Below are 12,582 nucleotides of genomic sequence, written 5' to 3' on the forward strand. Positions count from 1 at the left end.
TTTTTCTAAAAGCGATCGACATAGTGACAAAAAATGTTTACCTTGATGAGGTTGAGAAAAATTTACCAAGAATATTAAGTCTTATCGATATTGATAGTACAAGCCAAACATATGGAATGGCTGATAGGTATTATTGGGCATGGGGACTTATTGATTTTGGAAATGCTTCATTTCAAGGAATAGCTCATGGTCTGGCGCGACTTTGGTGTAATGGTTTGTGGCCATTCAAAACATCCAATGAAGTCTTCCTATCGCGAATAAATGCACTATTTCTTGGCGCAAAAAAACTAACGCATGTTGATGGAAGTTTAGAGGAAGCATTTCCTAACGAAGGTTCGTATTGTGTAACTGCTCTGGTTGCCTTTGATTTACTTTGTACAATAGAACTATTGGAAAAAAAAGTGGATCAAGAAACACTTGGGTCTTGGATTCAAGTCGTAGAGCCAATGATTCATTTTTTAAAAAGGGCCGATGAAACCCATGGCTTAATTTCAAATCATCTTGCAACCGCAGTAGCTGCACTTTTTCGTTGGGAAAAGATTGCACATGACACCCAAGCAAGCCAAAAAGCTCATGAATTACTTGATCGAATTTTGAAAAACCAATCTATTGAGGGGTGGTTTAGGGAGTATGATGGATTTGATCCAGGCTACCAAACATTATGTACGTATTATTTAGCCGATGTAAATTTACAGCGCCCTGATCTTGGATTAAATAAGCGCTTAGTAAAGTCACTCGAATTTATGAGTCATTTTGCTCATCCAGATGGCTCATTTGGTGGTTTATACGGAAGTCGAAATACACGGTTTTATTACCCCGCCGGGTGCCTTGCACTTATGATTGAGGGGCATCAATCGGAGTTTTTGGTAAATAAAATGGAAAAGAGCATTGAACTCAAAAATGTTGTGACGCTATCCGGTATAGATGAGCCAAACTTAGTCCCTATGTTTAATTCCTATTGTTGGGCCGCGACAATTAAAGATGTAAAAAAAGAGAAATTGAAAAAAAAGGAAATTGCGAATAAAGAAATTTACCGAATACATTTTAAGGAGGCCGGCATTATCATTGACTCTGGGAAAAATCACTATACGATTATTAGTACTCACAAAGGGGGTGTTGTTTATCACTATGTAAATGGAAAAAATAGTTTAATAGATGGTGGCGTAGTTTTAAGGAATAAAAAAAATAAATTAGGAAGCACCCAATCCTTTAATGCTAATAACTTATTAATTATTGAGGGTGATAAGATCCAGGTAAGTGCTGAAATTGTTTCGATGCCAAAGGGTGTGCAAAATCCATATAAATTTATATGCCTACGTCTACTCTGTATAACATTATTTAAATCTCGGGCTCTAAGAGAGGTTGCTAAATTAATACTAGTAAGAATGCTCATAACATCTAAAGATAAATGGGAAGTGGTTAATAAAAGAACAATTATTCTTGGGGAAAAACTAAAACTTACGAATAATTTTATAAAACCTAATGATTATGAGGTATTGAAGACGCCTGGCTATTTTATAGCTATTCACATGGCGAGTAAGGGTTACTGGCAAGCTCAAGACGAAGAATAATAAAACTGATTGATAGTAATATTATTATACAAAGATAAATTTTATATGAGTATTAAAATGATGGTAAATATAGTCGACGTTGAGAAATTTTGGAGTGAAAATCTACAATGGACCGGAGAGTCTCAATACGAAGTTGGGTCAAAATTATTTTTTGATGAGCATAGATCGATTTACTTTAAATAATGTTTTGACGGAAATTTTGATAGTCGTTTTTTACCCCCTCCTCGAAAATGTGGTCAAGCCATTAAGTTATTAGATTTGGGTTTCGGAATTGGCTTTTGGGTTACTGAATTTGGTCTTCGCGGGCTAAATAACCTATATGCAGATCTAACAAAGAACGCCATAGAAATAACGGGTAAAAGATTGACAGAAAATGGAGTGTCGGCGAACCTTAGTCAGCAGGACGGAGAAAGTCTAAATTTTCCAGACGCTACATTTGATCATATCAATTGCCAAGGGGTTATTCACCATACGCCAAACCCAGAAAAAAAATTATTTCAGAAATATATCGAGTGTTAAAAAAAGAGGGCACTGTCAGCATATCGGTTTATTATAAAAATTGGATTGTAGAATCATGGCCATATCTCAAATGGATGGTTTTAATTTTAACTCTCACGGGTGCAGGATTAAAGGGTCGTGGAAGAGAAAATATATTCAGTGTGGGCGATGCGGATGGGATAGCTAGGCATTATGATGGCGCTAAAAACCCTATTGGTATTGCATACACCCGCGATGAGTTTATCAGCTTATTTGGAGATAAGTTTAGAGTAGACGAGGAATACTTCCACTTCTTCCCCTCAAGAGCCCTCCCTTTTAAGTTGCCTAAGTTCATAAATAGATGGCTTGATGGCAACCTCGGCTTTATAATGTATATGAATTTAATTAGAGTTAAATAGCGTATTTTTTCTTTTCATGCTACTGAATTAAAGTATTCAATTTTTCCTGATTTTGATAGATGATAATTATGGACACTCTATTCACATATTATAAAAAAATATATAATAGGTCAAATTCAATTTATGCTAATATAAAGTTAAGAGCTTATAAAATTTATAGAATTTTTTATACTCATAAATCTGTAAATGATCTAGACCAATTGGAAGACATTGGTTTTTTACATTATGGCAAGATAGATATTGCCAGTTATGTAAATGAAAATATTATTTCACCTGAACCAAAAATAGATTTCTTACCTATCTATCAGAAAATGCCCAAAGAGTTTATTTTTTACGGGATACCACACAATAATGAATTTCTAATTAAATCAATATTTACTGATAGACTTTATAAAGTTTTGTACGGCTTCTTTGGTAAAAATTTTTACATAAGAGGTAACATTCAATATGCGTCATATACTGATAATTTCCATAATGGAACTGAAGACTATCACATTGATGACGGATTTACTGTCAATTTAATGATTAATTTAAGTGATGTGCATGAAGATTCTATGCATATGGAATTTATTGGTGCGAATTTCAAGTGCCCCTCTCCACCTAGCGATGTGTTGCTATTTAAGGATGTTTTACATCGAACCTATGGTGGCCCCGGTGAAGCCTTTCTATTTACAGCTGGTAGAAATTATCATAGAAGGATTTCGGGACTCAGGCGGGATGTATTAATTCTTAATTTTGTTCCAATATCTCCCATTAGTTATTTTCATAACGGCGCTGATGATCGCAATCAAGCATCACTTTCTTTTACTAAAAATAACCAAACATTGAGTGATTTTTTATATAAATCACGAACTTGGAACAAAAATAATTTTAGCTTTGTCTTGTCTAATGTTCGACACTGAAATACTGTTTTCTGGATTTGACTGGCTGGTTGGAGCAAGAAATAAATGAAGTGGATACTAAAGCCAAGATTTAAACCATTCTTGAATTATAAAGAGTGGAAAAAGATATTCCGCTTAAATTCAGACGCTGTATATCAATTTGAAAAAAAGTTTGCAAAAAAATTTAAAGCAGTTGATGCCGTGACATTTCCATATGGAAGATCGGCCCAGTGGGCATTCTTTAATGCAATTGGCTTGGTCAACTCTGAAGTATTAATGCCATCATATACATGTTCAGTTGTAGCTCATGCTGTGACCTTAAGTGGCAATACCCCCGTCTTTGTAGATATAAATTTAAATGACTACAACATGGATTTGAATGAGCTAGAGAAATTAGTCAGCGTAAAGACTAAGGCAATCATAGCAACCCATACATTTGGGTATCCCCAGGATTTAGATAGGCTGGAAGATATTGTTAAAAAATCAGAAATTCGTTTTGGACATAAGATATGGCTAATTCAAGATTGTTGCCACTGTTTCGGAGCGGAATGGAATGGCAGAATGATTGGGACCTCTGGTGATGTAGCAGTATATGCTTTGAATATTAGCAAGATAATGACAAGTATTTTTGGTGGAATGTTAACTTTTCAAAATCAAGATTTAGCAAATATAGTACGAGATTGGCGTGATAATAATTATAAAAAAACAGGATTTTTAAAAGAAATTAAACGTAGGTTATATTTTATTCTTGTGTGTATAGCATTTAGTAAGTATCTTTATTTTGTAACCTGGTGGCTTCAGGAGAAAACAAATATTTTAAATAAGTATACGAAAGCATTTCATCTTGATAATAAAATACATTTTCCGGTAGATTATTTAGACCACATGACTAATATTGAAGCAGCAATAGGGTTGGTTCAGCTAGACAAATATGACCAGATTATTGATTACCGACGCAAAAAAGTAAATTTCTATCAAGAGAGCTTGTCAAAAAATCCAAGTTGGATCCTGGGTCCAATAATTCAAGGAGCAACTTACTCCCACTATCCTATAAGAGTCTCTAATCGAGACGCTGTATTAAAAGAATATATAAATCACGGAGTACAGCTTGGAAATTTAATCCAATATAGCATTCCTAACTTACCGGAATATTCTCACTATAAAGGCGACTTTAAAAATTCGACTCTTGCAAGTTCATCTCTAATTAATTTCCCTGTAACAAAATAAAATATTAAAATTTTTGAGATCTGACATTAAAATTTGTGAAGTTAAATTAATAGATTTTAATAATTTAGCCTCTATCCACAGAACCGCGCTTCCAGAAGATGTTTTACCATCATTTGGGCCTAAAGTCCTAGAAAATTTCTATAAAAAAACAATAGAGTTAAAGAGTAATAGATTTATCGTTGCAAAAAAACAGGATAAAGTTATAGGATTTATCCTCTTATCAAAAGAATCAATCAGGCTCTTCGAGATAATTTTTTCTTATAGTTTTTTATGTGGTTTTTTTAGAGTAATTTTATTCAAGCCAAGTAAAATTCTAGTAGCTTTTAGTCAAATAATAAATAAAGTTCCTTTGGGTATTGATGCAATGGAAATTACTTATATTGCCATAATGCCAGAGTATCAAGGATTGGGGGTAGGCGGGAGATTGCTTAATCATATTCCTTCGACCTTAAAATATTCAAATATCAAATTTATAGAAACAAAAACGTCTAATGAAAAATTATTTAACTATTATGTGAAATCATTTAATGCAAAATTAGTCCATCAATTTACATCGTGGAATAATAAATACTATGCAGTTAAATGGGTGTTAGAGAATTAATGGATTCCATCAAGAGATTTAGTAAGGAGGCTCTGATTTATGGAATTGGAGGTATCTTAAATAAAGGCTTATCATTTTTAATGATCCCAATTTACACCAGAATTTTTTCAGTGGGTGAATATGGTGCAATTGAAATTCTAAACTTAAACGCCGCATTTGTTTCCATCATCATTTCACTAGGGATGGATGCAACACTTTCAATGTACTTTTATAAATTCGATGAATCCGATCGGGGAGAGCGAAAGTGTTTTGTCTCTTCCATACTTCAATTGCGGCTAATATGGGGATTTTTTGTAGCAATTCTCTCAACCTTACTAGTGCCAATAATATTTGGATTAATTTCTAACGGCGACTTAAATTTTGAAATATATGGAATTTTATTTTTAGGGGTATTAATAAATCAAATTGTGAGTATTGCATCAGATATTATGAGGCTAACTCATAAACCTGGAAAATTCCTCTTAGTAAGTTTAATGAGTTCAATTGTATGTGCCGCTCTAACTATATTTTTTTGCTTAGCCATGAACTATGGCGTATTTGGCTATTTTCTGGCGCTTGCAATGTCGGGTACATTGATTGCGATTTACAGCATACATCTAATAAAGAACTACCTTAGCTTCTCAAGAATTTACAGTGAATACTGGGTAAAGATAATTAAATTCGGAGTTCCATTCATGCCGGCAGCAATAACAATGTACCTAATGAATTCAACGGATAGATGGTTTCTTGAAATCTATAAGGGAGTAGAGTCTGTTGGTATATACGCTATAGGGCTAAAGTTTGCATATATCTTGAGTTTGTTGGTAGAAGGGGTGCGACAAGCCTGGTGGCCCGTTGCAATGGAATTAGTGCAAAAAGATGATAACAAGAAAATATTTCGTAATGCAGCAGAGATATATTTAGGGTCTGCAGCAATAGGAGTTATTTTATTGACATATTGCTCCCCAAAACTGATTGATATATTGGTTAGTGAGCAGTATCGCGAATCATGGAGAATTGTAGGGTTATTAGCATGGCAACCAGTATTGTATGGCTTTTTTTCAATAATATGTATCGGTATATGGAAATCAGAAAAGTCTTATATAAATGCAATAATAATGGGGATGTCAGCACTTGTCTGCGTGATGTGCAATTGGTTATTAGTAAAAAGTTATGGTTACGTTGGGTCGGCAATTTCAACGATAATTGCTTATCTATTTTGGATAACAGTTTCGCTATACATCAGTGAATCATTATGGCGCGTCGGATATAAACTGAAAATAATGCTAATGCAGATTACCTTAGCGCTAGGATACACATCTTGGTTCGTCTTCGTAGAGCTAGGGAACATGAATATTGTTAATGCAATTGTTGGGCTAATTATTATTTTAATAATATTATCAATGATAATAGTGGATAAAGAGAAGATTAATATTAATGGATTTAAAAAATATATATTTTAAATTAAGAATATTTATATTAAGCTACATAAGATGCTATGAGCTAATATATAATAAAAAATTAATAACTACAGACTATGATTTATATTTAACAAGCTTTTGGTATAAGAATGCTGGTTTTATTGCCTTGTCTAATGGTAAATATTTATTTAATGGATTTTTTAAATTTGAAAAACCATTTTGGTGGCGTAAAATTGATTACGGAACTTTCTACATATTAGGACCGTACTATTATAGATTAATCTCAATTACTTCTCTATTTATAGTATTATCAACTGCAAAAATAGATATATCAATATTAATAATAATATTGATATCACCTTTATTTATTAACTACATAATAATTGATATCAAACCTGAAATCCCATTCATAATATGTGCGATGTCATTATATATAATTTCAAGTGGTAATGACTATATAAATTTCATATTGGCTATTATTTCATCTTTTAATATTACAGCAGGAATATTATTAGTACCTTATTTAATAAAAAACTTAGTTCAGAATAATAATTTTGTATTAATCACAATTGTAATTCTTAATTTGCTATACACATTCAAGGGATTTTTTATAAGCAAAGAAAAGGTGACAAGTATATCGAAATTGCTTGGTAATAAACAATACGTAGCTATTAATAAACCTTCAAAATTACAAGTAATTAGTTTTCTTATTCTAATCTATTTTACAATTAAAAGTAACGATTACGGTTATCTATATTTTGCAATTATTATATTATTTAACGGTGTGATATTTAGATTTATGGATTCATCATCCGAAAGAAGGATATTATTTTTATGTATTATTAGCTATGCTGCTAATATAGATTATATTATGATTTTCTTATTAATTTTTCCTATTGGTTATCTTGGGAGAAACTTAAATTATTTTAATAAAGATATTTTTAAATTAGTATCTGATGTAGATAGAATGATTAAATATATCCAAGATTTAAAAAATTTAAGTAAGAAAAAAGAATCGAATTTAATATTTTATTATTCTGGTGGTTATAATATGGATAACAGAAATCGATTTTTATGGTATCTTTTTGAATATGAATGTAGGAATTTTTGTAATGTTATCCCTTCAATATTTCTAGAGAATACTTCTGCGGCATCATCATGGCTAATATTATATAAAAAAATGGATGAATTAAAGCAATATGAATTAAATGATTTTTTATCAGAATACGATTATGTTGTCTGTGATGCTAATGTAGTTGAGAAATTAAGTGAAATTGGCTTTTCAATTAAAAAGAAGTTGGGTCAGACTATCTCAAGAATCTTTTGCAATGAAGATCAATCAGAGTTATTCCTGATCTCAAGGGCTAACTAATGAGCTTAATTCAATCAATTGTTTTAGTTGGGTCAAATAGTTTTGTCGCAAAGAAAGTATTTGAAAATACTGACTCATGTAAAATTGTAAGGTTGTGCAGGCCGGACTTTAATATAGATAATGAGCTTGATTACTTTAGACATAAAGATGATCTACTGAATGCAAGCCATATATTGTACTTTATTGCAAATATTTCAAATAACGAAGTTATTACAAATAAAACTAATGTTGAATCATTTGGAAAGTTTATTAGATTTCTTGAAGACTATGATTATAGCGGAAAATTAGTTTTCTTATCTACTTTGGGTGTTGTATTTAGTAGTTCTTTCAAAGGAAATAGTTATATTCAGTCAAAAGCTGCAGCAGAAATACTAATACAACACTCAAAGATAGATTGGAGGATTATTAGATTGACATTTCCATTTGGCAAGGGTGAGTCAGGAAGTAGATTATTTAGTAGAATATTATATTCACTAGAGAATAATATTCAGCTGAATATTGATAACTTAATTTTTTTTGCAACACCGTTAGATGACTTTAAGGATGATATATATGATATATTAATTAATAAGGATGAAAAATTAATAAATTTAATTCCGAATAATATTCTTAATTTACATGAGCTTGTAAATTCTTTATCAATTAAAATTAATAGTAAGTCTATAATTAATTACTCTAACAAATCCATTGATCTTATCGGAGGACTTAAACCTATTTTGCATTCCCGAGATGTATTGGATGCCGCTAGAATTATTAATATCTATAGAAATCAATCTTAATGCCTTATATTTTCTTTAAATTATTAATTTTGTTAGTAGCAAGTCCATATTTGTATATTATATTTTATCTTAGAAAAAAAAATTGTAATAAAGAGGTAAGGAGGTATATTTTTGTTCCTCCTGTTTCCTACAATTATTCCTATTTAATGGATTATTGGAAGGACTTTTCCAGATATTTAGTGATCGATAAGAGAATCAAGAGTCAATTTTTAGTATTTGAAAAAAGAAAGGGTAACGTTAGGTACCATGGTAGAAAGGTTGTTGAGTTTCCTATAGGTGATTTTTTGGATGTTATAGCCATAGCCCGTTATTTTTTGCTTAGGCCGAATACATGTATTGGATTAAATGGGGATATGTATTCATCTATTCTTGGCCTTTACCTGAACATTTTTTTTCAAGTCCCTATAATATTTTTTGTAATAGCCTCACCAGTTTCAAACTATATCATGACACCTAAAAGTTTAAGAAATAAAAAAGATATTTTAGGTAATTATATATATAAGTTCTTATGGCGAAAGGCAAAAATTCTTTGTGGTTCTCGTATTATGCATTATGAGGTCATGTACACTATTGGAGAAGAGGCGCTTAACAAGTACATATCAACCGATCATATTGTGCGGGCAGAACTTCCTAAGCTTATTCCTCCAAATATTAATAATTCTATTAATAGTAAAATTATACTATTAATAACTAGATTCGAAAAGATGAAACGCTCAGAAGATGCAATAGATGCATTTCTTATATCCAAAGCATCGAAAAATGGTTTTGAGTTGCACGTACTGGGTGATGGAAATTATCTTCCTTTGGCTGTTTATAAATATAAATTATTTAATAATATTATTTTTAAGGGTAGGGTGAGCAACTCTTTAATTCTGAAAAATATTGAATCAGCGTATATTGTAGTTGCACCTCATTCCGGTGGCGTATCAATCGAAGCTGGAATTGTAGGAAGGCCAATTATTGCATACGGTACAAATGCTATGCCTGAATACATTGTAGATGGTTTTTCTGGATTTTTAATTGACTCATTCAGAATAGAAGACATAAAAGATAAAATTGATTTGCTTGTTAGAGATAAAGAATTATATTTGGAAATGTGTTTAAATTCTCAAAAATTCATATATAGTAAATATTCAGAAGACCGTATGAAAGAGTCAAAGTCTAAACTTATTAATGCAATCATAAAATTATGAATACATCCACATTATCCAATTTAGAATTAATTAATAATAATTATCATAATACAGTTTTTTTGACTTTTGATTATGACTGGGCTTGTGATGATGTTCTCAATTTTGTATTCGAGAGATTAATGGAGAAAAAGAAAAAGGCTACTTTTTTTGTAACCCATGAATCCTTGGTGACAAAAGAATTTATCAAATATTCAGATCAATTTGAATTCTGCATTCATCCAAACTTTAATTTTCTATTGAATGGTGATTTTAGGTATGGAAGAAATATTTCGGAGGTTTTAGATTATTACGAAAATATTCTTGGATTTAGGCCCGCGGGAATTAGATCCCATGATTCTTTTTTTAAGACGGAATTGCTTCGTAATATTTCCGCACGTAATTATAAGTATGAGTCAAATTTACTTTTAAGCACAGAGTTGGCTATTGTGCCATTCTCTAATTGGGATAAATCCATCTTACAGATTCCTATTGCCTGGGAGGATGATGAATGGTGTATATCAATTAAAAAGTCAACTCCGAAGGACTTGCTTGCATATAAATACCTAAAGGTATTCAATTTTCATCCTATCCATATTTTTTTGAATTCCTTCGACACTAGTACGTATGAGAAAATTAAATTTAATCAACGGGACACAGATTTTTTAAAATTACACATTAATAATGATTATGGCGTATTGAATTTTTTTGAGGAAATTATTAGTGATTTGTGAATTATGTCACTCCGAGATGGTTGCAATTGAGCAATTATTTTTTTGTCAAGCATGTGGCTATTACAAAAAAAAGCATCTTTCCGAATGGGATGGTAGAAAAACACCTTGGGGCGCAGATTTTCTAAAATCCTATACAAAAGGTAGTTTTTGGAGGAAGAGAGTTGCCTTTGATAGGGCTCAGCTAATTAACTTACTTTTACAAAAGTTTAATATCCTTCCTAAGGATAATTCAAAAATGTGTCTCGCTGATTGGGGGTGTGCTAACGGTATTTTCTTAGCAGAGGCAAAGAAAATAGGTTTTACTGTTTATGGTGTAGAGACTAGCGAAATTTTTCGTGATGAGTGCAATAGAGCTGAAGGAATTACTTGCTTTGGCTGTGAAGATGATTTAAAGGAAATTAGCTTTGACGTTCTAACTTGTTTTGATTCAATTGGTTATACAACTGATTTATTCAAAACATTAAATATATTCAAGCAAACACTAAAGACAAATTCAATATTGATGGTGAGCGCAGGCTTTTTTGCCGGAGATTTATCTTTGGTTCAAGATAATTCATTCAATTACTTTTTCAATAGCAAATTTTTTAAAGAGACTCTTCCGCGATTTATTGGAGTGAGTGCAAGAAGATATTGGATGGAGGATCGAAACTTTAACACTCTTGATTCATCTGTTAGGGATATTGATTGGTGGGCAAGCTACCTGGGGATGAACGGAGAATTTAAAATGCAATACTGTATTCTAGTGAAAACAAGCGCAGCTAATTTAAATAAAATTGATTCACATGAGTGGTCTTGCGAAAGCAAGTGATCTTCACCTTCTATCCTACAATATTAAAATGTCTATTCCATTTATCGATTTAACTAGGTTTGAAGATCACTTTTTGCTGCGATGGAGTGAAAAGGTTGCTGAACTTTCAAAAAAAGCCTCATTTATTGGCGGATATGAAGTAGAAATTTTCGAACAGCGATTATCGGACTTAACCCAGGTTGATAATGTCGTGACCTGTGCCAATGGAACGGATGCTATTCAACTTGCCCTTCGAGCCTTGGGCGTTGGTGTAGGTGATTATGTACTTGTGCCAAATGTTACCTTCTGGGCTACATATGAGGCTGCTGTAAACGTTGGGGCGATCCCAATAACCATTGATGTTGACCTTATTGACGGTGGGGTTGATTTATCTGCATTCATTCTAGCTGCAGAGAAGTATCAACCTAAGGCCGCCGTTATTGCTCATCTTTATGGTTGGGCAACTAGAAATTTAGATTTCATTAGAACTTTTTGTAAAGATTCCAATATTTTCTTGGTTGAGGATGGGGCCCAATGTTTTGGCGTTCAGTTAAACGGACAGTCCATCTATAAGGATGCATTACTTTCTACAACTTCTTTTTATCCGGCTAAGGTTCTGGGGGGTGCGGGCGACGGCGGCGCCGTTTTTTCAAACAAAAAATCTATAGCTGAAGAAGTGAGGAGGCTTGGTAATCATGGGCGCACTTCACATTATGGATACGGTTCAATTGGATGGAACTCCAGATTGGATTCAATTCAGGCGGCTTATTTAAATATAGCCCTAGATTATCTTCCTCAACGAATTTCCTCAAGACGGAATGCTGCTAAGTACTATCAAAATAGTTTATCCACAATTGGCGTTAAACAAATCTTAGCGCCAGAATTTTATGAGGAAAATGGATACTGTAATGTAACTATCTTCGAAGATTTTGATTTAAAGAGGCGCGTCGAAAAAGGTTTGAGAGATAAAAATATTGGATTCGGAAATATATATCCCGCAGCAATATCAGATCAGCCAGCAATTAAGAGCATTCTCCATATGGGTGGTAGAAACTCGCAGAAGCTGTGCGAATCAATTCTCAACTTACCTTTGTATCCATATATGACTGAAATTGAACTTAAAACAGTTGTTGATACTGTAGCTTCCCTTGTATAGTCATCTAAT

13 protein-coding genes are annotated in these 12,582 nt (G+C 32.3%); all 13 read left to right on the forward strand.

Annotated elements, in window-relative coordinates; all coding sequences use genetic code 11:
- Positions 1 to 23: 23 nt before the first annotated feature.
- The 13 genes from FD967_RS01670 (at position 24) to FD967_RS01730 (ending at position 12,573) form a co-directional block, all read left to right on the forward strand.
- On the forward strand, positions 24 to 1,571 hold the full coding sequence (locus FD967_RS01670; RefSeq protein ID WP_215326361.1) for a hypothetical protein: 1,548 nt from the start codon (positions 24 to 26) through the stop codon (positions 1,569 to 1,571).
- Positions 1,572 to 1,814: 243 nt separating this feature from the next.
- Complete coding sequence (locus FD967_RS10815) at positions 1,815 to 2,090, forward strand: class I SAM-dependent methyltransferase (protein WP_371819315.1); 276 nt, start codon at positions 1,815 to 1,817, stop codon at positions 2,088 to 2,090.
- Positions 2,084 to 2,467, forward strand: a complete 384-nt coding sequence (locus FD967_RS01680) for a hypothetical protein (RefSeq protein WP_215326363.1) — start codon at positions 2,084 to 2,086, stop codon at positions 2,465 to 2,467. Before FD967_RS10815 ends, FD967_RS01680 begins: the two co-directional genes overlap by 7 nt.
- 68 nt (positions 2,468 to 2,535) lie before the next feature.
- Complete coding sequence (locus FD967_RS01685; RefSeq protein ID WP_215326364.1) at positions 2,536 to 3,369, forward strand: hypothetical protein; 834 nt, start codon at positions 2,536 to 2,538, stop codon at positions 3,367 to 3,369.
- 45 nt (positions 3,370 to 3,414) lie between these two features.
- Positions 3,415 to 4,575 (forward strand): DegT/DnrJ/EryC1/StrS aminotransferase family protein, encoded by a 1,161-nt coding sequence (locus tag FD967_RS01690; protein ID WP_215326365.1) that lies wholly within the window; start codon positions 3,415 to 3,417, stop codon positions 4,573 to 4,575.
- 13 nt (positions 4,576 to 4,588) lie between these two features.
- Entirely contained in the window at positions 4,589 to 5,176 is a 588-nt protein-coding gene (locus tag FD967_RS01695; RefSeq protein WP_215326367.1) for a GNAT family N-acetyltransferase, read from the forward strand.
- On the forward strand, positions 5,158 to 6,618 hold the full coding sequence (locus tag FD967_RS01700; protein WP_215326368.1) for a lipopolysaccharide biosynthesis protein: 1,461 nt from the start codon (positions 5,158 to 5,160) through the stop codon (positions 6,616 to 6,618). The genes FD967_RS01695 and FD967_RS01700 overlap by 19 nt, the downstream gene beginning before the upstream one ends.
- Positions 6,593 to 7,948, forward strand: a complete 1,356-nt coding sequence (locus tag FD967_RS01705) for a hypothetical protein (RefSeq protein ID WP_215326369.1) — start codon at positions 6,593 to 6,595, stop codon at positions 7,946 to 7,948. The genes FD967_RS01700 and FD967_RS01705 overlap by 26 nt, the downstream gene beginning before the upstream one ends.
- Complete coding sequence (locus FD967_RS01710; RefSeq protein ID WP_215326370.1) at positions 7,948 to 8,727, forward strand: hypothetical protein; 780 nt, start codon at positions 7,948 to 7,950, stop codon at positions 8,725 to 8,727. Before FD967_RS01705 ends, FD967_RS01710 begins: the two co-directional genes overlap by 1 nt.
- The gene (locus FD967_RS01715) at positions 8,727 to 9,920 is read left to right on the forward strand and encodes a glycosyltransferase family 4 protein (protein ID WP_215326371.1); all 1,194 of its coding nucleotides are present in this window, start codon (positions 8,727 to 8,729) and stop codon (positions 9,918 to 9,920) included. The genes FD967_RS01710 and FD967_RS01715 overlap by 1 nt, the downstream gene beginning before the upstream one ends.
- Positions 9,917 to 10,630: a hypothetical protein gene (locus FD967_RS01720; RefSeq protein WP_215326372.1), complete on the forward strand. Its 714-nt coding sequence runs from the start codon at positions 9,917 to 9,919 to the stop codon at positions 10,628 to 10,630. Before FD967_RS01715 ends, FD967_RS01720 begins: the two co-directional genes overlap by 4 nt.
- A gap of 16 nt (positions 10,631 to 10,646) precedes the next feature.
- Entirely contained in the window at positions 10,647 to 11,438 is a 792-nt protein-coding gene (locus tag FD967_RS01725) for a methyltransferase domain-containing protein (protein WP_215326374.1), read from the forward strand.
- Positions 11,413 to 12,573 carry a DegT/DnrJ/EryC1/StrS aminotransferase family protein gene (locus FD967_RS01730; protein WP_251369066.1) on the forward strand — a complete coding sequence of 387 codons (1,161 nt, stop codon included), beginning with the start codon at positions 11,413 to 11,415 and terminating at the stop codon, positions 12,571 to 12,573. The genes FD967_RS01725 and FD967_RS01730 overlap by 26 nt, the downstream gene beginning before the upstream one ends.
- Positions 12,574 to 12,582: the final 9 nt, after the last annotated feature.

The sequence above is a fragment of the Polynucleobacter sp. JS-Mosq-20-D10 genome (assembly GCF_018687755.1).
GTDB lineage: Bacteria > Pseudomonadota > Gammaproteobacteria > Burkholderiales > Burkholderiaceae > Polynucleobacter.

Coding starts and splice junctions, on each gene's coding strand:
- FD967_RS01685 (WP_215326364.1), top strand. CDS start 2,536: ATGGACACTCTATTCACATATTATAAAAAAATATATAATAGGTCAAAT.
- FD967_RS01690 (WP_215326365.1), top strand. CDS start 3,415: ATGAAGTGGATACTAAAGCCAAGATTTAAACCATTCTTGAATTATAAA.
- FD967_RS01700 (WP_215326368.1), top strand. CDS start 5,158: ATGGGTGTTAGAGAATTAATGGATTCCATCAAGAGATTTAGTAAGGAG.
- FD967_RS01705 (WP_215326369.1), top strand. CDS start 6,593: ATGGATTTAAAAAATATATATTTTAAATTAAGAATATTTATATTAAGC.
- FD967_RS01710 (WP_215326370.1), top strand. CDS start 7,948: ATGAGCTTAATTCAATCAATTGTTTTAGTTGGGTCAAATAGTTTTGTC.
- FD967_RS01715 (WP_215326371.1), top strand. CDS start 8,727: ATGCCTTATATTTTCTTTAAATTATTAATTTTGTTAGTAGCAAGTCCA.
- FD967_RS01720 (WP_215326372.1), top strand. CDS start 9,917: ATGAATACATCCACATTATCCAATTTAGAATTAATTAATAATAATTAT.
- FD967_RS01725 (WP_215326374.1), top strand. CDS start 10,647: ATGGTTGCAATTGAGCAATTATTTTTTTGTCAAGCATGTGGCTATTAC.
- FD967_RS01730 (WP_251369066.1), top strand. CDS start 11,413: ATGAGTGGTCTTGCGAAAGCAAGTGATCTTCACCTTCTATCCTACAAT.